Below are 25892 nucleotides of genomic sequence, written 5' to 3' on the forward strand. Positions count from 1 at the left end.
GCGAGCAGAACCACCGTAGGTTTTTGCCAGAACGGTAGTGATTGCAGCGGTCAGCGTTGTTTTACCATGGTCAACGTGGCCGATAGTACCGACGTTAACGTGCGGTTTTGTACGTTCAAACTTTTCTTTAGACATCGATTGTCCCTCTAAGACACGGATAAATCGGTGATATCACCACATCAACCAGGCGAAATGCCTGAATTGTTGAATACAGTAAAATTGAAACAGAGAGAAACGGGAAGGAGAAGTGAAGTGGTGCTGATACCCAGAGTCGAACTGGGGACCTCACCCTTACCAAGGGTGCGCTCTACCAACTGAGCCATATCAGCACGTATTGGAGCGGGCAGCGGGAATCGAACCCGCATCATCAGCTTGGAAGGCTGAGGTAATAGCCATTATACGATGCCCGCATCCTGAAACTCGGCTACCCAGTTCTTTCTGTAACAAAAAAAGAGATTTCTCTCTTTTTCAGTTTGAGCTGGCTAATTTTTCCAACCAGCTCCGGCGGCATTTACGCTGCCAGAAAGTGGTGGTGGGGGAAGGATTCGAACCTTCGAAGTCTGTGACGGCAGATTTACAGTCTGCTCCCTTTGGCCGCTCGGGAACCCCACCGGACTTGATGGTGCCGACTACCGGAATCGAACTGGTGACCTACTGATTACAAGTCAGTTGCTCTACCTACTGAGCTAAGTCGGCATCAAGTAGCGCGCATTCTATGGATACCTGCGCGGTCATGCAACTAAAAATTTGCATAAAACGTTCTTTCGCTCACATTTTATGCGAACGCAGCGCTAAGCGCTGTAAAAGTAGCCATTACGGGTCAAATAATCAACATACATACGTGATTTACACCGCATACACCGTAGCGTGACGGCTTCCGCGTTACGCAGCGCTTTCCATCTTTTTTCTTATTATTCCCGCCATCTGGTGTTAACCTCCTGCCCATTGTCCAAAATTAACTGTGTGATGAGCCACGTCCCGGCAGCATAGCGCTGGCTCACTGAAGCATGCTTATGAGCAAAAAAGAGCAAACGTTAATGACGCCTTATCTTCACTTTAACCGCAGCCAGTGGGCTGCCCTGCGTGATTCCGTCCCTATGACGCTGACGGAAGGTGAAATCGCACGGTTAAAAGGGATAAACGAAGATCTGTCCCTGGAAGAGGTGGCAGAAATTTATCTCCCCCTCTCTCGCTTGCTTAACTTCTATATCAGCTCCAACCTGCGCCGTCAGGCGGTGCTGGAGCAGTTCCTCGGAACCAATGGCCAGCGCATTCCTTATATCATTAGTATTGCAGGCAGCGTGGCCGTGGGTAAAAGTACCACCGCGCGTGTGCTGCAGGCGCTGCTGAGCCGCTGGCCGGAACACCGCAGCGTTGAGTTGATCACGACTGACGGCTTCCTGCACCCGAACGAGGTCTTGAAAGAACGCGGGCTGATGAAGAAGAAGGGCTTCCCGCTCTCTTATGATATGCACCGTCTGGTAAAATTCGTTTCCGACCTTAAGTCCGGTGTCCCAAACGTCACTGCGCCGGTTTACTCGCACCTGATTTACGACCGCATCCCGGATGGGGATAAAACGGTTGTACAACCGGACATCCTGATTCTCGAAGGGTTAAACGTCCTGCAAAGCGGCATGGATTATCCTCATGACCCGCATCATGTATTTGTTTCGGATTTCGTCGATTTCTCTATCTATGTTGATGCGCCGGAAGATCTGCTGCAGAACTGGTATATCAACCGCTTCCTGAAGTTCCGTGAAGGGGCATTCACCGACCCGGACTCCTATTTCCACCACTACGCCCAGCTTTCTGAAGAAGAGGCGATTAATGTGGCCAGAGGGCTGTGGAATGAGATCAACTACGTGAACCTCAAAGAGAACATCCTTCCGACGCGCGAGCGCGCGAGCCTGATCCTCACCAAGAGCGAGAAGCACGCCGTCGACCAGATTCGCCTGCGGAAATAGCCAGGCAGACATAAAAAAACCGGCTTAACGCCGGTTTTTTCGTTATGCGTGTGGCTTCTCGCCATTTTCATCCTGATCGACCGCGAAGCAGGCGACCAGCTGACCGCCATAATCCTTCAGCTGCGGCTGCAGCTGGGTGCAAGGACCAAAGCGGCGACTGCAGCGCGCGTTGAAGGCACACCCCGGTGGCGGATTCAGCGGGCTTGGCAGTTCGCCCGTCAGCTTAATACGCTCGCGACGATCGTCCGGGTTCAGGCGCGGCGTCGCAGACAGCAGCGCCTGGGTGTACGGATGACGAGGATTATTAAAGATCTGGTCTTTACTCCCCTTCTCCACGCAGCGCCCCAGGTACATCACCATCACTTCATCAGCAATGTGCTCCACCACCGACAGGTCATGGGAGATGAACACGTAAGAGAGCCCCAGCTCCTGCTGAAGATCCATCATCAGGTTTAGCACCTGCGCACGGACGGAAACATCGAGCGCCGAAACCGGTTCATCGGCAATTACCACGTCCGGATCGAGCATCAGCCCGCGGGCGATGGCGATACGCTGACGCTGGCCGCCGGAGAACATATGCGGGTAGCGGTCGTAATGCTCGGTTTTGAGGCCGACCTTCGCCATCATTGCCAGCGCTTTTTCACGGCGCTGTTCTTTGCTCAGATTGCTGTTAATCAGCAGCGGCTCTTCCAGAATCTGCCCCACTTTTTTACGCGGGTTCAAAGAACCATACGGGTTCTGGAACACAATCTGGATTTTCTGGCGACGCAGCTTCTGCGCCTGCGGATCGTGCTTGAGAAGATCCTGCCCCTGATAGTAGAGCTCACCGCCGGTCGGCACTTCAATCATCGTCAGCAGGCGGCCCAGGGTAGACTTACCGCACCCTGACTCCCCCACCACCGCCAGCGTTTTACCGCGTTCGAGGTTAAAAGAGACGCCGTCCAGCGCTTTCACCAGGCGTTCAGGGGCAAACAGCCCCTTCTTCACCGGGTAGTATTTTTTCAGTTCGATGGCCTGCAACAGCGGTTGTTGCGTGGTGGCCTGTTGCGTACTCATAGTGTTGGCCTCCCGGCATCATCGAGTGGGTAGTGGCATTTCGACTGACGACCGTCAGCAAGCTGGTTCAGCTCTGGCTCTTCCGCCCGGCACTTATCCGTCGCATACGGACAGCGAGGATTCAGCAGACAGCCCTGCGGACGGTCATATTTACCCGGAACCACGCCCGGCAGCGATGCCAGACGCGCTTTGTCCTGAGCAAACTCCGGCAGCGCACGCAGCAGAGCCTGCGTATACGGGTGACGCGGTGCGCGGAAGATATCGTGCGAATCCCCGGTCTCGACCACCTGGCCTGCATACATCACAATGATTTTATGCGCCGCTTCGGCCACCAGCGCCAGGTCGTGTGTAATCAGCACCAGCGCCATGTTCTCTTTCTGCTGCAGCTCCAGCAGCAGCTCAATGATTTGCGCCTGGATGGTGACGTCCAGCGCCGTCGTCGGTTCATCCGCAATCAGCAGTTTTGGCCGACAGGCTATCGCCATCGCGATCATCACGCGCTGGCTCATCCCACCGGAGAGCTGATGCGGATACACGTCCAGGCGCGATGCCGGGTCAGGAATACCCACCTGGTTCAGCAGATCGATCGCGCGCTGACGACGGGTTTTCTTATTCCCGCCCTGATGCACTTTAATCGCTTCCATAATCTGGAAGCCGACGGTGTAGCAGGGGTTCAGGCTGGTCATCGGGTCCTGGAAAATCATCGCCACTTCCGCGCCTACCAGCTGGCGGCGCTGCTTCTCAGAAATGCGCTTCAGGTCCTGACCGTTGAACTGCAAATTTTCCGCCATCACGCGGCCCGGATAATCAATCAGCCCCATGATCGCCAGTGAACTCACTGACTTACCGGAACCGGACTCGCCGACAATACCAACCACTTCGCCCTGATTTACGCTGTAGCTGATGCGGTCCACGGCGCGAAACGGGGTGCCTTCGTCGCCGAAGTGCACCGATAATTTATCTACATTTAATAACGCCATCTCGTGCCTCTTACTGCTTCAGTTTGGGATCAAGCGCATCACGCAGACCATCACCCATCAGGTTAAATGCCAGCACCGTCAGCAGGATTGCCAGACCCGGGAAGGTGACAACCCACCAGGCGCTCTGTGCGAACTGCAACACGTCGGAGAGCATGGTGCCCCACTCCGGTGTTGGCGGCTGCGCACCCATGCCCAGGAAGCCAAGAGCGGCCATATCAAGAATGGCGTTAGAGAAGCCGAGCGACGCCTGAACGATCAGCGGCGCAAGGCAGTTAGGGAAGATATTAACGAACATCTGGCGCATCGCACCGGCACCCGCCACGCGAGACGCTGTGACGTAGTCGCGGTTCACTTCCACCAGCACCGCCGCACGGGTTAAACGCACGTAGTGAGGAAGCGCCACGAAGGTCAACGCCAGCGCAGCGTTACCGATCGACGGACCGAAGATCGCCACCAGCACCAGCGCCAGCAGCAGGCTTGGCAGCGCCAGCATAATGTCGACAACGCGCATGATGATGTTATCAACGATGCCGCCAAAGTAACCGGCAACCAGGCCGAGGATGATCCCCATAATCAGGGAAAGCACCACCACCAGGCAGCCGACCAGCAGCGACAGACGCGCGCCGTACATCAGACGCGACAGCACATCGCGGCCCACGTCATCAGTACCTAACAGGTGCGCCAGGCTACCGCCGTCCTGCCACGCAGGAGGTGCCAGCAGCGCATCACGGAACTGATCCGCCGGGTTATACGGTGCCAGGACGTTAGCAAACACCGCGATCAAAATCATAATAACGACATACACCAGCCCGACTACCGCGCCTTTATTGCGCTTGAAGTAGTGCCAGAATTCCTGCAGCGGCGTCATCGGAACCGGTGCAGCAACAACTTTGTTTTCAGAAACCTGTGACATGATGGCCCCTTACTTCTTATGACGAATACGCGGGTTCACCACGCCGTACAGCAAATCGACCAGCAGGTTGACGAGAATAATCATCGTCGCGACCAGCAGTACCCCGCCCTGCACCACCGGATAGTCACGGCGTTGCAGCGCATCAATCAGCCAGCGTCCGAGGCCCGGCCAGGAGAAGATGGTTTCGGTCAGGATCGCCCCCGCCAGCAGCGTACCTACCTGCAGACCGATAACGGTCACCACTGGCAGCATGGCGTTACGCAGCGCGTGGACGATGATGACGCGCATCCGGGTTAACCCTTTGGCGCGCGCGGTACGGATGTAATCTTCGCCCAGTACTTCCAGCATGGAGGAACGGGTCATACGCACGATCACCGCCAGAGGAATGGTGCCCAGCACCATGGCAGGCAGGATCATGTGCGCGACGGCATCAATGAAGTTGCCCTCCTCGCCCCAGATGGCCGTGTCGATCAGCATAAAGCCGGTTAACGGATTGGTGTCATCAAGGAAGACCATATCGCTGACGCGCCCGGAGACCGGCGTCAGGTTCAATTGCACCGAGACCAGCATGATCAGCATCATGCCCCACCAGAAGATAGGCATGGAGTAGCCGGTCAGCGCCAGGCCGACGGCGGTATGGTCGAAAATAGAGCCACGCTTAACGGCAGCCAGTACTCCGACAGGAATACCCACCGCAGTGGCGAAAATCATGGCGCAGACCCCGAGCTCCAGCGTCGCTTTAAAACGCGGCACGAACTCGTCCCACACCGGAAGACGGCTTTTTAACGAAATCCCTAAGTCGCCGTGCATCACCCCCCAGATATAGTGGAGGTACTGCTGCCACATCGGCTTATCGAGGCCGAGTTCAGCCAGCAGCTGCGCATGACGTTCAGGGGAGATACCACGCTCGCCCGCCATAATCATTACCGGGTCGCCGGGGATCATATGGACGAAGGCAAAAGTGAGAAGGGTGATACCGATAAACGTCGGGATAACAAGTCCCAGACGTCGGAGGATGAACTGCAACATAACCCGGATTCTCTCTGATGACGCACGACCAGTGGCGTGACGTCTGTATTGCTCACAAATGTAAATTCCCTCTCCCTGTGGGAGAGGGTTAGGGTGAGGGGATGCATGCACGACCCTCACCCCTGCCCTCTCCCACAGGGAGAGGGAGAACACCCTACTTATTATTCAACCGATACGTTTTCGAAGTGGTGTTTGCCCAGTGGATCAACCACGTAGCCCTTCACTTCTTTACGCACTGGCTCGTACACGGTGGAATGAGCAACAATCAGAGCCGGAGCCTGATCGTGCATAACAACCTGAGCCTGCTTGTACAGTTCAATACGTTTGTTGTGATCGTCGGTCGCACGCGCCGGCTGGATCAGGTCTTCAAACGGCTTGTAGCACCAGCGAGAGTAGTTAGAGCCGTCTTTCGCGGCCGCGCAGCTGAACAGGGTGGCGAAGAAGTTGTCTGGATCCCCGTTGTCACCGGTCCAGCCCATCATTACCGCCTGGTGCTCACCCGCTTTGGCGCGCTTCAGATATTCGCCCCACTCGTAGGTCACAATCTTGGCCTGAACGCCGATCTTCGCCCAGTCAGCCTGAACCATTTCCGCCATACGGCGTGCGTTCGGGTTGTACGGACGCTGAACAGGCATCGCCCACAGCTCAACGGTAAAGCCTTTATCCTGACCCGCTTCTTTCAGCAGCGCTTTCGCTTTTTCAGGATCGTAGCTGTAGTCTTTAACATCGTCGTTATAGCCCCACATGGTTGGTGGGATCAGGTTTTTAGCCGCAACGCCCGCGCCCTGGTAAACGGCTTTGATGATCGCTTCTTTATTCACCGCGTAGGTCAGCGCCTGACGTACTTTCACGTCATCAAACGGTTTCTTCTCGGTATTGAAGGAGAGATAGCCCACGTTCAGGCCCGCCTGCTCCAGCAGGTTGATGTTTTTATCCTGCTTCATGCGCGCGATGTCAGCCGGGTTCGGGTACGGCATAACCTGACATTCGTTTTTCTGCAGTTTTGCATAACGCACGGACGCATCAGGCGTGATGGAGAAGACCAGACGGTCGATCTGCGGCTTGGTGCCCCAGTAGCCCGGGAACGCTTTATACAGAATGCGGGAGTCTTTCTGGTACTGCAGCAGCTGGAACGGGCCGGTACCGATTGGGTTCAGGTCCACTTTTTCCGGCGTGCCGGCTTTCAGCATGTTGTCCGCGTACTCTTTAGAGAGAATAGAGGCGAAGTCCATGGCCAGGTCAGCCAGGAATGGCGCTTCCGGACGGGTCAGTACGAACTGAACGGTTTTATCGTCCACTTTTTTCACTTCGGCGATCAGGTCCGGCAGACCCATCCCTTCGAAGTATTCGTAGCTGCCGCCAGACACTTTATGGTACGGGTTCTGGGCGTTTTTCTGACGGTCGAAGGAAAACACAACGTCGTCGGCGTTAAAGTCGCGCGTTGGTTTGAATTCTTTGCTGTCCTGCCACTTCACGCCCTGGCGCAGGTGGAAGGTATAAGTTTTACCGTCTTCGCTGATGTCCCACTTCTCGGCCAGACCCGGGATCACTTCCGTGGTGCCGGTTTTGAATTCAACCAGACGGTTATAGATCGGTACAGAGCTTGCGTCGTAAGTCGTACCAGAGGTAAAGAGCTGTGGGTTAAAGCCTTCCGGCGAGCCTTCAGAACAATAAACCAGGGTTTTTGCCTGTACGCTTGCTGCCACGGTCATAGCCACCAGGCTCAGACCAAGCTTCAGCATCCCTGACTTCTTCAAGGAAATACTCATTATTCTGCTCCAATGTGATGTTTTGCTTTGTTGTGTTACGCCGCCAGACCTTTATTTATTTTTTACCCGGTCCGGTCGGAGGTGCCCGAAGGCGTTAAAGGGATGGAGAATCCTTTCAGAAGAGCGTTTGAGTTGCAGCGCAGATCGTCCCTGAAATGCCCCTCATGCCCTACAATCTGTCAACAGAATGTGAAAACGTCAATACAGGTGACGGGGATTTGCGCTGAGTGTGAGAAACCGCAAACAAAGATTAAAAAAACCCTCAACGCCAGTTTTCAGCAGGGAAATTTATGCTACTCGCCATGTTGCAGCACAAATATCTTCATATTTCGCAACAATCAGTGATTAACTTTTATTCAGAATGGATAAATTTTCTTGCAGAATGGTGATTATCTGAGCACTAAATACCGCGAACGTTAAAACGCACAGCGAAAAATGCTGAGGTTATCCATAAGCAACGCGAAAAAAGATCAATCTATATATAAAAAAATACAATGGATTATGTCACAAAATCGTTAACAGGCAGGAAGAAGCGGGGATAAGGGGCATTTTACTGAATCAGGAGGAGTAAGCCGTTAATGCAAAAAGGGCTAACCTTGCGGTTAGCCCTTTTCAGAATGTGGTCGGCGAGAGAGGATTCGAACCTCCGACCCACTGGTCCCAAACCAGTTGCGCTACCAAGCTGCGCTACTCGCCGAATGCGGAGCGCATCTTACTGCTGAGGTGCGCCCCCGTCAATCCCTTATTTTCAAAAAGCCATTCAACTGGCGATATTCTCGCCAGAGCAGCTACTGCGCGGCTTTTGTGGTGTTATCAGGGAGCTTACACCAGTTGTTGTTTTCGTTAATCCCACCGTTCGGTGAGGTATAGCCGAGACAACCCATAATGGTGTCGTACAGTTCAACGTGGCGGCGCGGCACTTTGATCTCAGCCTGCTGTTTCAGATGGGCAAACATTTTGGCTTTGTCAGGGTTTTCCAGGTACTTATCGGACATCCACATGATCATCGGCACGCGGAACTGCTCCGGCGGTGCCAGCTTACGCGGCGTACCGTGCAGGTGCTCTTTCTCGTTGATCGACTCACCGTGGTCTGCGGCGTAGATAACAATCGCTTTTTTATCACGCAGCTGGTCGATCACGCGGCTAAGGAAGGTGTCCACGTACAGCACCGAGTTATCGTAGGCGTTGATCAGCTCCTGCTTGCTGCAGTCTTTATTAATGCCAACGCACTCAGGTTGCCACTTCGCGAAATCACGCGTGTAGCGCTGGTAATAGCTGTAGTGCGACCCTTTGGTATGCAGAATGACGAGATGCTTACCCTGCGGGTGATTCTTCAGAGACTGGGACATCTCCTCAAGCAGCAGCATGTCGTCGACGTTTTTGCCGCGGTTACGCGGTTCGGCGCCAATCTGCTCGCGGTACGCGATGTTATCTGCCAGCGTGTTGGTGTAGAACCACATCTCGCTCTGCATGGCGAACAGGTCAGCGCTAAATCCAAGCTGCTTCAGCACGGCAAAGACGTTTTGCTCTTTCAGCGTACGTTGTGGGTTATCGCTTGCCCCACCTTCACGCACAAACATACAGCGCAGCGAAAGCTTCGTTGCGGTATCGCAGGAGTAACCCCGATAAGCCACCAGGTTCTTTTCCTGCGCCAGTTTTGGCGTGGTATCACGGTCATAACCGAGAATACCCATATGATCCCAGCGCGTCGTTTCGCCGATGACAAAGACCACGTACGTATCATCCAGTCCGTCCGCCGGCGGTTCGTATTTGAATTTTTTCAGTGGATTGATCAGCGACTTCACATCACTGGATTCGTCCGCCTGTGCCCAGGCATACAGACCTAACGCTGACAGCCAGTTAGACGGCAAATAGGAGTTCGCCACTACGCCGCCATAGCTTGGCATATCCACGCCCGTCGCTTTTTCAATGCGTTTTTGCTGTGTTTCCATCAGGCGAATAGGCGCCCACACCAGCAGGCCGGCCAGCAGGACGACGACGATATTACGGATCCGCTGCCCACGCGTACGCAGCTGGCGTAATAAGGTATAGCGGCAGGTATTACTCCAGATAAAGAAGAGCGGTATCAGGCAGGTTAAAATCGTCCAGACGATAAAGCCTTTACCTACCACCTCTTTCGAGAGGTCGATATCTGTGGTCATCACCGAGGCAACGATACCGTAGCCAATCACCACGTTCATGAATGTCATGTAATAGCTTGCGGCGGCGGAAATAATCACCACCAGCGAGGCCAGAATTTGCCAGGTACGGCGGCCAAAGAGAGAGAGCAGACGTAACAGGAAGAAAGTAGCCAGAACAGAGCCAAACACTTCAATCGCGGCGAAAATCCCATTTCTTACGGTGAGGTGTTCTAAATAACCTTCCACTCTTCTGAACAGCACCGCGCCATTCAGAAACAAACCGATATAGACAGCCAGCATCAGACACAATCTTTGCTGGGTAAGAGACCTAATATATTTCATGCAAACAACCCTGGGGGAAGGGGTATAAAGACCCGCCGAATCTCATTGAGAAAGCAGACAGAGTAAGTAGGTGCGAGAGAAACCGTTATCAGAAACGTCTACAAGCGCGATAAGTAGACCACAGCGGGGAAAAAAAGTGGCAGCAGAGAATGTGATCGATGAAGATTTTTACAAAATAACAGGCCAGGCGGCGATGCGGAGATAAAAAAAGAGGCTCTGCGGCCTCTTTTTTATCAAATCATGCATGCGCTTCTTTATACACTTCACGCTGCGGCTGACGAATCGTGGTGGACAGCGCCAGCGAAATAATCAGCAGGGCAAAGATTACGCAGAAGGTCACATAGAACCCGCCGAACAGGGAAGCAATCAGCGAGCCGCAGATACTGCCGATGCCGAAGCCGAGATAAATCACGCCGTAGTTTTTCGCCAGGTTGTTCAGGCCGAAAAACTCGCTCACCAGCGACGGGAAGACGGTAATGGTGCCGCCGAAGTTAAAGGCCACGCAGGCAATCGCGGCAAAGAAGGTCGCTTCATTCAGCGGTGCGAACAGCAGCGCCGCCATACCCACCAGCGAAACCACCTGTCCAATCGTAATCACGCGGATGCGGGCAATTTTGTCAGACAGAATGCCGAGGACCAGGCGACCGGAGAGGTTGGCAATGGAGATCACGGTTACCGCATTCGCCGCCGTCGCGGCATCCAGTTTTACCATCCCCTGCGCGATATCTTTTGCCACGCCGATGACATACAGACCGCTCATGCAGGCCGTCAGGAACATCACCGCCAGCATCCAGTACTGTGGCTTACGCATGGACTGCGCGAGGGTAAAGTCGTTCTCCACCACACCGTTAACGGATTTCACTTCCTGCTGCGGCGCATCTTTCATCAGCGTGGCGCCGAACAGAATCATCACCAGAACGATAGCGCCCCAAATCATGAAGGTTTTTTCCAGGCCAACGGACGCCAGCAGGTGGGCGTCGATAAATTTAAAACCGAGGCTGCCCAGGCCATAGGAGCCGATAGCAAACGCGGAAATCAAGCCTTTACGCTCCGGGAACCACTTTACGCAGTTCGACAGCGTCAGCAGGTAACCCGCACCGTCTGCCAGCCCCACCAGCACCCCGGCGCTCAGCCACAGCATCATCAGGTTGCTGGAATGCGCCGTCAGGAAAAAGCCCACGCCCAGCAGAATGCCGGAGGCCATGGTCACACGCTTCACGCCAAAACGTTCCTGCAGTTTGCCCGCAACGGAAGACGAAATGGCCAGACCCAGGCTCAGCAGGCCAAAGGAGAACGCCACCTGGCTGACCGGCGCGTCGAGTTTGTCAGAAAGCGCGCTGTTAAACAGGCTCCAGGTATAGACCGAACCCAGTGCAAACTGGGTAACGATGGTGCCAAAAAGCGTGAGCCAGCGCGTACGGTTATAGGTTGATGTGTTCATGGCCGTTGTCCTGCAACAAAAATTAAGGAAGTTCGCTGAGGACAACGATAAACAAATCCTTAATATGCCTGGGGTAAAACGGCATGAAATGCAGGCGGAACGGAATGAAATGCCTGGAATCGGGAATGAATAGCCTGGACTGAGAATAAAGCGATAGCGAGTTAGTGCCTGCTATCGCTGTAAAGCCTGTGATTATTGTATTCGAGATGTTATCGCAACGTTTAAAAAAGTAACAACTTCAGAAATTCGCACTTACGCCCAGAGTATAGAGAAACTCCTCACCGGTGGTGGTACGTTCCCCCTGAGCCAGCGACGCATACGCCGCCATGTGGGTGTTAAACGGAATATCGGTTCCCACGGTGACATCCATCCAGTTACCGTTTTGTGCCGGAGTTGGGGTCTGCGGCATGCCAAACTGCGATTTCCACTGGTTTTCACCAAACTGCTGGTTGTAGCTGATCTGCGCCCAGGGACGAAGATCGCCGTACCGGGTATTCACGCGCCAGCCAAGCGTACTGACGCTGGCATGCCAGAGCGGGTCGGCAAGTCCCTGCGTCGTCGCGCTGTCACCAAACTCATTGACCATCATCGGCGTCGAGCCGTCGTACCGCCAGGCCATCACCGGACCGGTGGTTACCCGCGCTGAAACCGGAAAATTCCAGCCTACGCTCATCGACGCTTCCGTTTTGGCGCCAGAGGGCACAGCCAGCGCCAGCCCAGGCGAATTTTGGGAAGACTGAATACGCTCAGCAAGAATATCCTCATAACGCGGTTGGTGATCCGCGTCCCATGTATAGCGTTCCGCCGTATTATTTTGGGCGTCTGAAACGATATATTCCTGTTGCCAGGCAAACGCTGTATTACACAATAACAGGCAGGCTGAAATCCCCACCAGGCCAGAAACAGCATGGCGACCACTGATTGTTTTTATCATCATCAAAGCGACCCCAGAGAGAGCCGAATTCGGCGATATTTGTCGTTATTCAGGAAGACTTTAGAGAGCATATGGCCCTGTATTAACTATTGTCTTTATACCAGGCACGTCAAGACAGACGGAATGAAATTTTTTCGAAATCAGTATCAATAAGGGAGATGTCGGATGGAACGTTGTGGTTGGGTAAGCCAGGATCAGCTTTATATCGACTATCACGATCGGGAATGGGGCGTGCCGGAGACGGATGGCAAAAAACTCTTTGAGATGATCTGCCTGGAGGGCCAGCAGGCGGGGTTGTCATGGATTACGGTGCTGAAGAAACGCGAAAACTACCGCAACGCCTTCCACCAGTTCGATCCTGTTGCCGTCGCCGCCATGACCGAAGATGACGTAGAGCGGCTGGTACTGGATGCCGGGATCATCCGCCATCGCGGTAAGATCCAGGCCATCATCGGCAACGCCCACGCCTGGCTGGCGATGGAGCAAAACGGCGAGTCGTTCTCAGAGTTTGTCTGGTCGTTTGTGGATAACGATCCGCAAATCACGCAGGCCGCCACGCTGGCGGAGATCCCGGCGTCCACACCCGCGTCGGACGCGCTCTCGAAGGCGCTGAAAAAACGCGGCTTCAAGTTCGTCGGCTCCACCATCTGCTACGCCTTTATGCAGGCCTGTGGCCTGGTCAATGACCATGTTACCGGCTGCTTCTGTCATCCGGGGAGGCAACATGATCCGCAAATGGCAAAGTGAAAATGCTGACCCGCTCCTGAGCCTGTGGCTTGAAAGCACCACCGAGGCGCACCCGTTTATTAGCGCAAGCTACTGGAAAGAGAACGAAGCCATGGTGCGGGAAGTCTACCTGCCCGCGGCGGAAACCTGGGTGTGGGAAGAGGACGGCACGCCGCGCGGGTTTATCAGCGTGATACAGTCGCAGTTTGTGGGGGCGCTGTTCGTTACGCCTGCGTATATCGGAAAAGGCATCGGGCGCGCGCTGCTGAATCATGTTCAACAGCGCTTCCCGCACTTAAGCCTGGAGGTGTACCAGAAAAATGTCCGGGCGGTGAATTTCTACCACGCTCAGGGCTTTCGCATCGAAGACAGCGCCTGGCAGGATGATACCCAGCACCCGACGTGGATTATGAGCTGGCAGGCGGATCAAACGCCGTCAACGTAAGTTCCGGCCCCTGATATTTCTCAACCCAGGCCAGCGCCGTGTTCCCCGCACAACCATTCCCCAGCTTCGAGCTGGGGAGATCTTTGGTCAGCACGTTAACCGCCCCGTTTTTACAGATCCCACCTTCGGCAGGCTCAAGGTCGGGCCATGCTCCCTGGTGTATACAGATAACGCCAGGCTTAATCCCGTCGCTCACCACCGCCCCTGCCAGCACCTGCCCACGCTGGTTCCAGACGCGCACCACGTCACCGTCCGCAATCCCACGCGCTTTGGCGTCAAGGGTGTTCAGCGTAATCGGCTCTCGCCCGGCGACTGCATACTGCTCGCGCAGAGAGGTGTAGTTGAGCTGGCTATGCAGACGGTGCGCGGGATGCGCTGACAACACCTGGAGCTGCTCCGGCTGAGCGTTGCCGTGCCACTCGTCCGGCTCAAGCCACATAGGGTGTGGCGGGCAGTCGGCATAGGCAAAGCTGGCGATGCGCTCGCTGTAGATCACAATCTTGCCGCTCTCGGTTTTCAGCGGATGGTTCTCCGGGTCGCGGCGAAAATCGGCGAAACGGACAAACTGCGCGTTCTGTTCGCTCTCCGGCATCTCAAAAATCTGGTTCGCTTCCCAGAATTCGGCGAAAGGAGGCAGCGTTACGCCCTGCGCCGCACCGCGCTGACCGGCGATCTGGTAGAAACTCTCCAGCCACTGCAGGTCATTTTTCCCTTCGGTAAAACGCGCGCGGCCGCCCGCTTCCCACAGTTCGCTCAGTTCGGCAAACACGTCAAAATCATCACGCGCCTCATCGCGCGGGGCTACCACGCGCTTCATCGGCACCATGTGCTGGTTGCTGTAGTCGCCGGTCATGGTGAGATCGTTACGCTCAAACGACGTGGTCGCCGGCAGCACGATATCGGCATGTTTAGCCGAGCCGGTCCAGAAGCACTCGGAAATCACCACCAGCTCCGGCTTCTGCCAGGCGCGGATCAGGCGATTGGTATCCTGATGGTGCGTGAAGTTCGACCCGCCCGCCCACCAGACAAACTTAATGTCCGGGAAGTGGCGGTCCAGACCGTTATGCTGATAAAAACCGCCGGGGTTTTCCAGGGCTTCAACAATACGCGCCACCGGGATTTTATCCACAGCATCCACACCGCCCTGCACCGAGCCCTGGAGGGACGCCAGCACCGCCGCTTTACGCGTTGGGTTACCGCCGTTCGCAAAATGATAGGAAAGACCAAAACCGCCGCCCGGCGTACCGATCTGTCCGAGCATTGCGGCAAGGGTCACCAGCATCCAGTGTTTCTGCTCGCCAAACTGCTGGCGCTGCATTCCCCAGCCGGACATGAGCATCGTGGTGTTTTTATGGAAAAGCCCCGCCAGTTCGCGGATTTTAGCGGCAGGGACGCCACAAATTTCCGCGGCCCACTCTGCCGTTTTCACTACCCCATCGGATTGGCCCGTCAGGTAGTCGGCGAATTTGTCGAAGCCGGAGGTGCAGCGGGCGAGGAAATCGCGGTCGTGCCAGCCGTTCTCCACCAGCGTATGGGCGATACCCAGCATCATCGCCACGTCGGTGCCCATATGCGGGGCAACCCACTCGGCGCTGTCACCGAGGAAGTCCATGGTTTCAGAGCGCATCGGGTCAATGCAGATGATGCGCTTGCCGCTTTTGCGCAGCGCGTCGAAATACCCGATTCCCTGCTCGTCGCTGGCATTCCAGGCAATTTTCAACGTATTCAGCGGATTGGCGCTCCACAGCACCACCACGTCGGTGTGCTCGAGCACCAGCGGCCAGCTGGTCTGCTGCTGGTAAACCTCATTTCCCCCCACGACGTACGGCATTATCGCCTGCGTCGCGCCGGTCGAATAGTCGCCCAGATGACCGGTATAGCCTCCCGCCAGGCTCATGTAGCGCTGCAGCAGCGTCGAGGCCTTATGCAGCACACCGTTCGAACGCCAGCCGTAAGAGCCGGCAAAAATGGGCGATGGACCATAGCTGTCGCGAATTCGCTTATGCTGGGCGTGGATCAGCGCCAGCGCGTCATCCCAGCTCACGCGAACAAACTCATCCTGACCACGGATCCCCTGCGGTTTATCCGGAGAGGCCAGAAAACCTTTACGCACCATCGGCCAGCGCACACGCGTTTTGCTATGCACCTGATCGCGAACGACGGTCTGTAACGAGTTGGGGTGTTGGGTTGGCAGTGCCCCGCGGGACGACAGAACATTTTCGCCATCGGTTTCGACCAGCATCGGCCCCCAGTGGGCGGCGGTCAGAATGGTTTTTGTTGAGGTGCTCAAGCGTGCGCTCCTGGTTGCGTGCAGGTTTTACGGTCTTCTCGTTGAGACCGTTTATGGTTTGTCACAAATTTCAGAGTTATACCCGGAATTTTCTCCGTATCTGGACGTCATAATCAACTGCCACGCTCGCCGTGGCAAAGAATAAAAAGGATTAAGGAAAGAAGATGAAAAAACGCGTACTCGTTATTGCCGCTCTGGTGAGCGGTGCACTGGCTGTTTCTGGCTGCACAACCAACCCTTACACCGGCGAACGCGAAGCGGGTAAATCCGGCATCGGCGCAGGCATCGGCTCGCTGGTCGGCGCAGGCGTTGGGGCGCTCTCCTCCTCCAAGAAAGACCGCGGCAAAGGTGCGCTGATTGGCGCAGCAGCAGGCGCAGCGCTGGGCGGCGGCGTCGGTTATTACATGGACGTGCAGGAAGCAAAACTGCGTGACAAAATGAAGGGAACCGGCGTGAGCGTCACCCGCAGCGGCGACAACATTATCCTGAACATGCCGAACAACGTGACCTTTGACAGCAGCAGCGCCACGCTGAAACCTGCGGGCGCGAACACCCTGACCGGCGTGGCGATGGTGCTGAAAGAGTACAACAAGACCGCCGTGAACGTGATTGGCTACACCGACAGCACCGGCAGCCAGGATCTGAACATGCGTCTTTCTCAGCAGCGCGCCGATTCCGTGGCCAGCTCCCTGATTACCCAGGGCGTTGAAGCAAACCGCATCCGCACCAGCGGCATGGGCCCTGCCAACCCTATCGCCAGCAACAGCACGGCGGAAGGCAAAGCGCAGAACCGTCGCGTAGAGATTACGTTGAGTCCTGTGCAGTAGGTAAAAGCAAAACGGCAACCCCGTTGCCGTTTTTAGTGTTTGCGCCCTCTCCCGTGGGAGAGGGTTGGGGGGAGGGCATCAAGCAGCACCTTCCATAATGAACCACTTGCCATCGTTGATTTTCCCGCTAAGGTATTCTCACTAAATTCAGGGAAATCAGCGATGAGCAAACCAGCCCGGGCCACCATCAGCGACGTGGCGAAAGCCGCCAAAACCGGTAAAACCAGCATTTCGCGCTACCTTAACGGCGAGAAACATCTGCTGTCCGACGCATTGCTGGCGCGTATTGAACAGGCTATCGCCGATCTCGACTACCGCCCCAGCCTGATGGCGCGCGGGCTCAAACGCGGCCGCACCCGACTGATTGGCCTTATCATCGCCGATATCACCAACCCATACTCCGTCAACGTCCTCAGCGGTATTGAAGCCGCCTGCCGCGAGAAGGGTTTCACGCCGCTGGTCTGTAATACCAATAACGAGGTTGACCAAGAGCTGCACTACCTCGATCTGCTGCGCAGCTACCAGGTGGAAGGAATTGTGGTCAACGCGGTAGGTATGCGTGAAGAGGGGCTGAACCGCCTGCAGCAATCCTCCCTACCCATGGTCCTCATCGACCGTAAAATCCCGGAATTCGCCTGCGATGTGGTTGGGCTGGATAACACCCAGGCGGCCACAACCGCGACCGAGCACCTGATCGAACAGGGCTTCGAAGCGATTCTTTTCCTGAGCGAACCGCTGGGCATGGTAAATACCCGACGCGATCGCCTGGCGGCATTTCGCGCCACGCTTGCCCATTATCCCGGCGCGATCGCCGAAAATGCCGAAACGCCGCTTCACGAAGCCGACCAGATTGACAACACCCTGCGCCAGTTCCATACCCGCCATCGCGGGATGCGCAAAGCCGTTATCTCAGCCAACGGGGCGCTGACGCTTCAGGTCGCCCGCTCGCTCAAGCGCATTGGCCTGCACTGGGGCAGCGATATCGGTCTGCTGGGCTTTGATGAGCTGGAGTGGGCGGAGCTGGCAGGCGTTGGCATTACGACTCTCAAACAACCCACCTGGCAGATTGGCTATGCCGCTGTCGAACAAGTGGTTCGTCGTATAGAAGGCACCCGCGATGCCGTACGCGAGCAGGTCTTCTCCGGTGAACTGATCGTCCGCGGCTCCACCGCCCGTTAATTTCCCCTTGTGATACCGATCATAAATTCGACATCCTGATCTTTTCTTTGGAACCGGTTCCATCTAGCGTAATAGTATTGATATGTTGCGATGGAGTCCGAAGATGGGCAGGAAAATCATGGTGGTCACCGCCGCGTATGGCGCGGAACAGGTGCGACAGGCAGGCGGTCAGCGGGCGATGCTGCCCGTTATTGCAGGCGCAGGCGCCGACGGCGTGGAGATCCGCCGCGAGCTGTTCAACAGCGAAGAGTTGCTGGCGCTACCTGCGTTGGGCGAATCCATTGAGCTGATGGGGCTGCTGGCGTGCTACTCCGCACCCGCCGCCCTGTTTATGTCCGACGGCACTCTCAACCCCGACCTGCCCCGCTATCTCTCTGAGGCTAACACCCTTAACGCCCTGTGGCTGAAGGTTTCCCTCGGCCATTTCCGCGACGCGCAGCCTCTCGACGCCCTGCGCGCCCTGCTGAATGCCAGCGGTATGGCGCTGGTCGTGGAGAACGATCAGACCGACTGCGGGCAGCTCGCGCCCATGCGACGCTTCCAGACCGCCTGCCGGGAACTGGCCTTGCCCGTCACGCTGACCTTCGACATGGGCAACTGGCTATGGGTCGGCGATTCTCCCGAAGAGGCCGCGCGTCACCTGGCCCCTGCGGTGAGCTATATCCACGTTAAAGCTGCCGTGCCGCATAAAGATAACTTCTGCGCCGTGGCACCAGATCGTGCCGATGCGCGCTGGCTGGATCTGCTCGGCCAGCTGCCCGCCGATGCCCCGCGCGGTATCGAGTTCCCGCTGGAAGGGGCGGATTTGACCGCCGTTACCCGCCATTACGTCAACCTGCTGCGCGAGGAGTAAACCATGCACAAGACGCTGGATGTCATCACCATTGGCGAAGCCATGGCGATGTTTGTCGCCACCGAAACGGGCGAGCTGAGCGCGGTAGAGCACTTTATCAAACGCGTGGCGGGCGCAGAGCTGAACGTCGCGACGGGACTTGCGCGTCTCGGCCTGAACGTCGGCTGGGTCAGCCGCGTGGGGGATGACAGCTTTGGCCATTTCGTTCTCGACTCGCTGAAAAAAGAGGGTATTGATGCCGCCGGCGTCACCCTCGACGGACGCTTCCCGACCGGCTTTCAGCTTAAATCAAAAGTCGAAAATGGAACCGATCCCATTGTGGAGTATTTCCGTAAGGGATCGGCGGCAAGCCATCTTTCAGTGGAAGACTATCACGCCGACTATTTTGCCTCCGCTCGCCATCTGCACCTCAGCGGCGTGGCGGCAGCGCTCTCTGACAGTTCCTATGAACTGCTGGACCATGCGGCAACGACCATGAAGTCACAGGGCAAAACGATCTCTTTCGATCCGAATTTGCGCCCGGTGCTGTGGAAAAGCGAAGCGGAAATGGTCGAGAAGCTGAACCGACTGGCGTTCCAGGCGGACTGGGTTCTGCCGGGCCTGAAAGAGGGGATGATCCTGACGGGTGAAAATACGCCGGAAGGCATTGCTGATTTCTACCTGAACAAAGGGGTAAAAGCGGTCGTGCTGAAGACCGGAGCCGATGGCGCATGGTTCAAAACGGCCGACGGCGAAGAGGGCGCGGTCGCGGCGGTGAAGGTTGAGAACGTGGTCGACACCGTCGGCGCGGGCGATGGCTTTGCCGTGGGCGTCATTAGCGCGCTGCTGGAAGGCAAACCGCTGCAGCAGGCCATCGCGCGGGGTAACAAGATTGGCTCACTGGCCATTCAGGTGCAGGGAGACAGCGAAGGATTGCCAACGCGAGCAGAGCTCGGCGTTTAAATTCCCTCTCCCACAGGGAGAGGGTCAGGGTGAGGGCAGCAAGCCGCACCAAATAATTAAGCCACCGTGTACCCTACAGACAACGGGTGGTAACAACCTCAACAACAGAGGCAAGCCTATGAACAGTTCGACCAATGCAGTAAAACGCTGGTGGTACATCATGCCAATCGTGTTTATCACGTACAGCCTGGCGTACCTCGACCGTGCCAACTTCAGCTTCGCGTCCGCGGCGGGGATCACCGAAGACCTCGGGATCACCAAAGGTATTTCATCCCTGCTGGGCGCCCTTTTCTTCCTGGGCTACTTCTTCTTCCAGATCCCCGGTGCGATTTACGCGGAACGCCGCAGCGTGCGTAAGCTGATCTTCATCTGCCTGATCCTGTGGGGCGCCTGCGCGTCACTGACCGGCGTGGTGAACAATATTCCTGCCCTGGCCGCCATTCGCTTTATCCTCGGCGTCGTTGAGGCGGCTGTTATGCCGGCGATGCTGATTTACATCAGCAACTGGTTTACTAAGTCTGAACGTTCCCGCGCGAATACCTTCCTGATCCTCGGTAACCCGGTCACCGTGCTGTGGATGTCGGTAGTCTCCGGCTACCTGATACAGTCCTTCGGCTGGCGCGAGATGTTTATCATCGAAGGGGTACCGGCAATTATCTGGGCATTCTGCTGGTGGGTGCTGGTAAAAGATAAGCCTGCTCAGGCGAAGTGGCTTTCCGAAGATGAAAAAGCCGCGCTGCAGGCACAGCTGGATAAAGAACAGCAGGGGCTGAAGGCGGTACGTAACTACGGTGAAGCGTTCCGCTCCCGCAACGTTATCCTGCTCTGCGCGCAGTACTTTGCCTGGAGTATCGGCGTGTACGGGTTTGTGCTGTGGCTGCCGTCGATTATCCGCAGCGGCGGCGAAAACCTCGGCATGGTGGAAGTGGGCTGGCTCTCTTCCGTACCGTATCTGGCCGCGACCATCGCCATGATTATCGTCTCCTGGGCGTCGGACAAGCTGCAAAACCGCAAGCTGTTCGTCTGGCCGCTGCTGCTGATTGCTGCTTTCGCCTTCATCGGTTCGTGGGCCGTGGGCGCAAATCACTTCTGGGCCTCTTATACCCTGTTGGTGATTGCCGGTGCCGCCATGTACGCTCCGTACGGTCCGTTCTTTGCCATCATCCCGGAAATGCTGCCGCGTAACGTCGCGGGTGGTGCGATGGCGTTAATTAACAGTATGGGCGCGCTGGGGTCGTTCTGCGGCTCCTGGTTTGTCGGCTACCTGAACGGTGCCACCGGCAGCCCGTCCGCGTCGTACATCTTTATGGGGGTGGCGCTTTTCGCTTCCGTGTGGCTTACTCTGATTGTTAAGCCTGCTAATAATCAACAGCACCCCGTCGGCGCACGCCACGCCTGAATCCTTAAAAATCAACGGAGATTAGCATGAAGCCGTCCGTCATTTTGTATAAAGCTCTGCCGGAAGATCTGCAGAAACGCCTGGAAGACCACTTCACCGTTACGCAGGTGAAGAACCTGAGTCCGGAAACCGTGGCGCAGCACGCCGATGCGTTCGCCAGCGCCGAAGGCCTGCTGGGTTCAAGCGAAAAAGTGGATATCACCCTGCTGGAGAAAATGCCGAAGCTTCGTGCTACCTCTACCGTTTCCGTGGGTTATGACAATTTCGACGTGGATGCCCTGAACGCCCGTAAAATCCTGCTGATGCACACGCCGCATGCCCTGACGGAAACCGTGGCGGACACGCTGATGGCGCTGGTGCTCAGCACGGCCCGCCGCGTGGTGGAAGTGGCCGAGCGTGTGAAAGCAGGCGAATGGACGAAAAGCATTGGGCCGGACTGGTTCGGCGTGGATGTGCATGGCAAAACGCTGGGCATCGTGGGTATGGGGCGTATCGGGCTGGCGCTGGCGCAGCGCGCGCATTTCGGCTTCAACATGCCGATTCTGTATAACGCGCGCCGTCATCACAGTGAAGCTGAAGAACGCTTCAACGCGCGTTACTGCGAGCTGGATACGCTGTTGCAGGAAGCCGATTTCGTCTGCCTGATCCTGCCGCTGACGGATGAAACGCGTCATCTGATTGGCAAATCCGCGTTTGAGAAAATGAAGAAATCCGCCATTTTCATCAACGCGGGTCGTGGCCCGGTGGTGGATGAGCAGGCGCTGATTGAAGCGCTGCAAAACGGTGAGATCCACGCCGCCGGTCTGGACGTGTTTGAACAGGAGCCGCTGCCGGTGGATTCCCCGCTGCTGAGCATGCCAAACGTCGTTGCCCTTCCCCACATCGGCTCTGCTACCCACGAAACGCGCTACAACATGGCGGCGACGGCGGTAGACAACCTGATTGCCGCGCTTGCCGGAAAAGTGGATAAGAACTGCGTTAACCCGCAGATCCAACAGTAGAAACGAAAAAACCCGCCAGAAGGCGGGTTTTTGAATTTTGTGCTACTGGGTTGGAAGCTTACAGGCTTACAACGTTACCAGCTGCTGGGCCTTTAGCGCCGCTTTCGATGGTGAAGGAAACTTTCTGACCTTCGTCCAGTGATTTGTAGCCATCGTTCTGGATAGCAGAGAAGTGTACGAACACGTCTTTAGAGCCATCGTCAGGAGTGATGAAGCCGAAACCTTTATCAGCGTTGAACCATTTAACCAGACCAGTCATTTTAGCAGACATAGAAATTACCTTATTAACAAATATATTGTGCCTTCCGGCTTGATGGATTGCGTTACAGATTTTTAAGCGATGAAGGAAGGGTCACTACGAAGGGTATCTATGGATAACAATCTGGACTGCTTTACTAAACTGCTTTAGGTCTGTGTAACAAACCGACGGGGATAGTTATACCGATGTGGTAGAAGAATAACAAGCGTTATTTTCTGCAGGCATAAAAAAACCCCGCCTCAGGCGGGGTTTTTCGGGTTATTCTGTGGCAGCAACAGCTGCGCCCCACGCCTGGCTAAAGGCCTGGTGCTGGGCGGCCAGCGGCCCAATCAGCGTATTGTACTGACTTGCCTGCTGCGAGGTTGGGAACTGAATGCCGTTGGCAACAAAGCTCACCTGAGTGCCCTGCTGCGAGATGAAGTCCCCTACCTGAACCAGCTGCTGAGTGAAGACTTGCGCGGCCGGAATCAGCGGTTGTATCGCTTCAGACGGTTTCGTCACCACTTTCTCATACACTTTATCGAAGACCGGTTTGAGATCTTCGCCCTGCTTCAACGAAGAACGTGACGCGTCAGCCTGCATTTTCGCATTCTGCAGCTGCTGGCTCAGCACGCCGAGCGCGCCGTTGGACTGGCGCAGCGGCTCGCGCTGAGTCATATAATCCTGGGGAACACGGATGGCGTTCACGCTATCCACTACCGGGCGGATACCGGAATCCATCGCCTGGCTCACCTGCTGTGAATAACCATAAAGAATGGCGTAATCGGACACGAAGGGGCCAAACTGTTTTTTCTGATCCGCAGTCAGCGTCGGCAAACGCTCGCCGCTGCGCATCACTGTATTCTGCAGAAAATCGATAAACGCTTTGCGCTGATCGCCTTCTTTATCAAAACACCCACTCAGGCTAACAACCATCAACAACGCCGCAATAGGCGCAAACCAGCGAGAGCAGGACTTTCCTGTCGCCATTTTATTACTCCTTTCACCCAAAAAAGCGCACACCGGCACACGCGTGCCCGACGCTGACAAGGATAGTCCAGGTCAGCCTTGCAAGATACTCTTTTCATGTAAAACGGCTATTGCCGATTTATTTCTTACCATTTACAAAAAAATACCTGGCGAAGCCGACATATGGTTAATCAGGGAATTAGCATAACTATCCATATGGCTGAATCGCGTAAAGCGATCGTTACCGCACAATTAATCACAACCGTGACGATCCTCGGTTTGTATTAGGGACTATTCTTAATTGGCTCTCTGATGTTCTTGATCACGATGTGAGATTTAAGAGGAGTTCTCAATGGAATATAAAGATCCTGAGTTTGAGCTGCTGAGCAGTCTGGAACAGATCGTTTTTAAAGATGTACCGCAGACCATTACCCTGCAACAAAAATCCAATCCCTTTACAGAATATGAGCAATTGCGCAAAGGGACAGGACTGAAAACTGAAGAATTCGCCAGAGCGATGGGTGTCAGCGTGGCTATGGTGCTGGAGTGGGAGTCAAAACGAGAGAAACCCACCCCAACCGAGTTAAAGCTGATGCGCCTGATTCAGGCCAACCCTGCACTCAGCAAACAGATTGCGTAGTGAAGTTTGAACGCCCCCGCCTCTGCGGGGGCTTGTGTTTAAAGGCTCTCGCAACGCCAGCCCGTCTCCTCCCACACCATCTCGTGCGTCAACGTTAATCCTCTTAAAAATGCCTCATCGTGTGACACTACCAGCAGTGCGCCGGGGAAACCGGCCAGTGCCGCTTCAATCGCCTGGACCGAGGCCAGATCCAGATGGTTGGTCGGTTCATCCAGCAACAGGAGCTGCGTGGCCTCCACGCGCCAAAGCACGCAGGCCAGCGCAGCCTTAATACGCTCACCGCCGCTCAGTTCCGCCAGCGGGAGCGTGACTTTGTCGGCCCCCAGCTGAAGCTGGGCTAAACGGGTTCGTAATACGCCCTCTTCCAGGGGCGTATTGCTCAGGTTGAGGTGCGTCATGACCGACTGCGAGAGATCGAGCCGGGACAGATGCTGATCGAGATAAGCGCAGCTGACTGAAACCTTACAGGTACCCGAACGGGGGACAATCTCGCCGAGGATAGTTTTTAACAGCGTCGATTTTCCGCAGCCGTTCGGTCCTTTTAGCGCCACGCGCATTGGTCCGTCTATCCGCCAGTTGAGTGGAGGAACAGGCACATGCGGCAGCACCAGATCTTCCAGCACCAGCACCTGTTTGCCTTCCGGGATCTGACTCCCCGGCAGGGTGAACATCACCGGGTTATCTTCTTCAACCCGCTCACGCGCCTTATTCACCGCGGCGTTCAGGGCTTCATTTTGCTCGCTATGCTGTTTTTTCCAGGAGCCGATCCGCTCCTTCGCCGCGCCTTTATATTTGACCCGCTCGAACGACGCGATATTGAGGGTATCGACGGTGCGCAATGTTTTTGCCGAACGCCGCTGGCTGTCATCATGCTCTTTCTGCATTCGCGCCCGAGTGCGTTTGCGCTCCGTCGCAGCATGCTCCAGCGCCGCGCGAGCCGCCTGCTGTTCGGCGTTGCGCTGAGTTTGATAATCCGCATAATTCCCGCCGTAGCTGCGCAGGCCGCCGCTGCTCAGCTCAAGAATACGCGGCACCTGCGCCAGCAGCTCACGGTCATGGGAGGCGACGAGCACGCCGCCCTGGTAACGACTAAGCTGGTCGTTGAACCACGCCCGGCCTTGTCGGTCCAGGTGGTTTGTGGGCTCGTCCAGCAGAAGAAAGTCCGCGTCCGCCGCAAATGCCCCGCACAGCAGGGCGCGAATGCGCTCGCCGCCGCTGAGTTCACCGGCAGGGTTATTCGGGTCAAACGGCGGGAGCTTCGCCCGGGCAAACGCCTCGCCCAGACGTTCAGCTAAATCCCAGAATCCATCAAGCGTTTCCAGATCGTCAGGCTGGTAATCGCCACTGTCGATGCGCGCTCGCGCCGCGAAGATAGCCTCGTACCCGAGCAGCTCAGCAAGCGTCGTGTGCGGCAAAATGTCCTGCTGCTGAGCCACATAGACATGTGTTCCGGTACGTTCGATATGCCCACTTGCAGGCTCATCAAGCCCCGCCAGCAGACGCAGCAGACGCGTTTTCCCGCTGCCGTTGCGGCCAACCAGCGCGCACGGAGACGGTTCCAGCGAAAAACTCAGTGGACCAAAAAGGGTATCGCCCGTCGCAAACTGACAGGTGACCTGATGCAAAATAAAAGAAGGGGACTGCGCAAAATGAGCCATAAGCACTCCTGAATGAAATCAAAACATCCCCTGCCGACGCGGTAGCGTTTAGCAAGGATCGAAATTCATCAGTCGTGTTTGTTCATTTTTGGGGGGCGCTCCAGCGCGAGAAATTTAACGGTGATAAGAATAGCGGTAATGTGTTGACCATTTCAA

Annotated in this window: 23 protein-coding genes and 5 tRNA genes; 10 read left to right on the forward strand and 18 right to left on the reverse strand. The window is 55.9% G+C overall.

Going from position 1 to position 25892, the window contains the following annotated elements:
* From D5066_RS16925 to D5066_RS16945, 5 genes are all read right to left on the reverse strand, one after another.
* Positions 1-135: GTP-binding protein (locus D5066_RS16925; RefSeq protein ID WP_009484166.1), on the reverse strand; the 135-nt coding region annotated here is incomplete at its 3' end.
* A 118-nt stretch (positions 136-253) separates the two neighbouring features.
* A tRNA-Thr gene (locus D5066_RS16930) sits at positions 254-329 on the reverse strand.
* 6 nt (positions 330-335) lie between these two features.
* A tRNA-Gly gene (locus tag D5066_RS16935) sits at positions 336-410 on the reverse strand.
* A 117-nt stretch (positions 411-527) separates the two neighbouring features.
* Positions 528-612: transfer RNA gene (locus D5066_RS16940), tRNA-Tyr, on the reverse strand.
* Between the two features lie 8 nt (positions 613-620).
* A tRNA-Thr gene (locus tag D5066_RS16945) sits at positions 621-696 on the reverse strand.
* Between the two features lie 317 nt (positions 697-1013).
* On the opposite strand from D5066_RS16945, the gene coaA reads away from it, so the two are divergent.
* Complete coding sequence (gene coaA / locus D5066_RS16950; RefSeq protein ID WP_080329902.1) at positions 1014-1964, forward strand: type I pantothenate kinase; 951 nt, start codon at positions 1014-1016, stop codon at positions 1962-1964.
* A 42-nt stretch (positions 1965-2006) separates the two neighbouring features.
* Here the strand turns inward: coaA and dppF are convergent, their stop codons facing one another.
* The 9 genes from dppF to D5066_RS17000 form a co-directional block, all read right to left on the reverse strand.
* On the reverse strand, positions 2007-3020 hold the full coding sequence (dppF, locus tag D5066_RS16955) for a dipeptide ABC transporter ATP-binding subunit DppF (protein ID WP_080329901.1): 1014 nt from the start codon (positions 3018-3020) through the stop codon (positions 2007-2009).
* On the reverse strand, positions 3017-4000 hold the full coding sequence (gene dppD / locus D5066_RS16960) for a dipeptide ABC transporter ATP-binding protein (RefSeq protein ID WP_080329900.1): 984 nt from the start codon (positions 3998-4000) through the stop codon (positions 3017-3019). The genes dppF and dppD overlap by 4 nt, the downstream gene beginning before the upstream one ends.
* Positions 4001-4010: 10 nt before the next feature.
* A complete protein-coding gene (gene dppC / locus D5066_RS16965) occupies positions 4011-4913 on the reverse strand; it encodes a dipeptide ABC transporter permease DppC (protein ID WP_119916594.1) in 903 nt (300 codons plus the stop codon).
* A gap of 9 nt (positions 4914-4922) precedes the next feature.
* A complete protein-coding gene (gene dppB, locus D5066_RS16970; protein WP_063437292.1) occupies positions 4923-5942 on the reverse strand; it encodes a dipeptide ABC transporter permease DppB in 1020 nt (339 codons plus the stop codon).
* A 161-nt stretch (positions 5943-6103) separates the two neighbouring features.
* The gene (gene dppA / locus D5066_RS16975; RefSeq protein ID WP_080329898.1) at positions 6104-7711 is read right to left on the reverse strand and encodes a dipeptide ABC transporter periplasmic-binding protein DppA; all 1608 of its coding nucleotides are present in this window, start codon (positions 7709-7711) and stop codon (positions 6104-6106) included.
* Positions 7712-8331: 620 nt separating this feature from the next.
* Positions 8332-8408, reverse strand: a tRNA-Pro gene (locus D5066_RS16985).
* A 91-nt stretch (positions 8409-8499) separates the two neighbouring features.
* The gene (gene eptB, locus D5066_RS16990; RefSeq protein WP_119916596.1) at positions 8500-10194 is read right to left on the reverse strand and encodes a kdo(2)-lipid A phosphoethanolamine 7''-transferase; all 1695 of its coding nucleotides are present in this window, start codon (positions 10192-10194) and stop codon (positions 8500-8502) included.
* 238 nt (positions 10195-10432) lie between these two features.
* Positions 10433-11635, reverse strand: coding sequence for an L-lactate MFS transporter (locus D5066_RS16995; RefSeq protein ID WP_080329895.1), 1203 nt, complete (start codon positions 11633-11635; stop codon positions 10433-10435).
* A gap of 238 nt (positions 11636-11873) precedes the next feature.
* The gene (locus D5066_RS17000; RefSeq protein WP_080329894.1) at positions 11874-12572 is read right to left on the reverse strand and encodes an autotransporter domain-containing protein; all 699 of its coding nucleotides are present in this window, start codon (positions 12570-12572) and stop codon (positions 11874-11876) included.
* Positions 12573-12734: 162 nt separating this feature from the next.
* Between D5066_RS17000 and tag the strand changes: the two genes are divergently transcribed.
* Entirely contained in the window at positions 12735-13316 is a 582-nt protein-coding gene (tag, locus tag D5066_RS17005; RefSeq protein WP_119916597.1) for a DNA-3-methyladenine glycosylase I, read from the forward strand.
* Positions 13294-13740: an N-acetyltransferase gene (locus D5066_RS17010; protein ID WP_080329892.1), complete on the forward strand. Its 447-nt coding sequence runs from the start codon at positions 13294-13296 to the stop codon at positions 13738-13740. Before tag ends, D5066_RS17010 begins: the two co-directional genes overlap by 23 nt.
* Here D5066_RS17010 and D5066_RS17015 read toward each other — a convergent pair.
* A complete protein-coding gene (locus D5066_RS17015; protein WP_244288150.1) occupies positions 13703-15982 on the reverse strand; it encodes a molybdopterin guanine dinucleotide-containing S/N-oxide reductase in 2280 nt (759 codons plus the stop codon). The two genes, D5066_RS17010 and D5066_RS17015, sit on opposite strands and share 38 nt — an antisense overlap.
* Before the next feature lie 212 nt (positions 15983-16194).
* Here D5066_RS17015 and D5066_RS17020 point away from each other — a divergent pair, with 212 nt between their 5' ends.
* The 6 genes from D5066_RS17020 (at position 16195) to ghrB (ending at position 22231) form a co-directional block, all read left to right on the forward strand.
* Positions 16195-16857 (forward strand): OmpA family lipoprotein, encoded by a 663-nt coding sequence (locus D5066_RS17020; protein ID WP_041911604.1) that lies wholly within the window; start codon positions 16195-16197, stop codon positions 16855-16857.
* 162 nt (positions 16858-17019) lie between these two features.
* Positions 17020-18036 (forward strand): LacI family DNA-binding transcriptional regulator, encoded by a 1017-nt coding sequence (locus D5066_RS17025; protein ID WP_119916599.1) that lies wholly within the window; start codon positions 17020-17022, stop codon positions 18034-18036.
* 103 nt (positions 18037-18139) lie between these two features.
* On the forward strand, positions 18140-18889 hold the full coding sequence (locus tag D5066_RS17030; protein ID WP_119916600.1) for a sugar phosphate isomerase/epimerase family protein: 750 nt from the start codon (positions 18140-18142) through the stop codon (positions 18887-18889).
* A 3-nt stretch (positions 18890-18892) separates the two neighbouring features.
* Positions 18893-19831: a sugar kinase gene (locus D5066_RS17035; RefSeq protein WP_080329890.1), complete on the forward strand. Its 939-nt coding sequence runs from the start codon at positions 18893-18895 to the stop codon at positions 19829-19831.
* A gap of 118 nt (positions 19832-19949) precedes the next feature.
* Positions 19950-21230 carry an MFS transporter gene (locus D5066_RS17040; RefSeq protein WP_080329889.1) on the forward strand — a complete coding sequence of 427 codons (1281 nt, stop codon included), beginning with the start codon at positions 19950-19952 and terminating at the stop codon, positions 21228-21230.
* A gap of 26 nt (positions 21231-21256) precedes the next feature.
* Positions 21257-22231, forward strand: a complete 975-nt coding sequence (ghrB, locus tag D5066_RS17045) for a glyoxylate/hydroxypyruvate reductase GhrB (protein ID WP_119916601.1) — start codon at positions 21257-21259, stop codon at positions 22229-22231.
* A 58-nt stretch (positions 22232-22289) separates the two neighbouring features.
* On the opposite strand, the gene cspE is transcribed toward ghrB, so the two are convergent.
* Positions 22290-22502 (reverse strand): transcription antiterminator/RNA stability regulator CspE, encoded by a 213-nt coding sequence (gene cspE / locus D5066_RS17050; protein WP_003860775.1) that lies wholly within the window; start codon positions 22500-22502, stop codon positions 22290-22292.
* A 246-nt stretch (positions 22503-22748) separates the two neighbouring features.
* On the reverse strand, positions 22749-23459 hold the full coding sequence (locus D5066_RS17055; RefSeq protein WP_119916602.1) for a DUF3053 domain-containing protein: 711 nt from the start codon (positions 23457-23459) through the stop codon (positions 22749-22751).
* 331 nt (positions 23460-23790) lie between these two features.
* Here D5066_RS17055 and D5066_RS17060 point away from each other — a divergent pair, with 331 nt between their 5' ends.
* Entirely contained in the window at positions 23791-24078 is a 288-nt protein-coding gene (locus D5066_RS17060; protein WP_080329887.1) for an HTH-type transcriptional regulator, read from the forward strand.
* Between the two features lie 38 nt (positions 24079-24116).
* On the opposite strand, the gene D5066_RS17065 is transcribed toward D5066_RS17060, so the two are convergent.
* A complete protein-coding gene (locus tag D5066_RS17065; protein ID WP_119916603.1) occupies positions 24117-25736 on the reverse strand; it encodes an ABC-F family ATP-binding cassette domain-containing protein in 1620 nt (539 codons plus the stop codon).
* Positions 25737-25892: the final 156 nt, after the last annotated feature.

Origin of the sequence: Enterobacter chuandaensis (genome assembly GCF_003594915.1) — a bacterium.
Taxonomy (GTDB): domain Bacteria; phylum Pseudomonadota; class Gammaproteobacteria; order Enterobacterales; family Enterobacteriaceae; genus Enterobacter; species Enterobacter chuandaensis.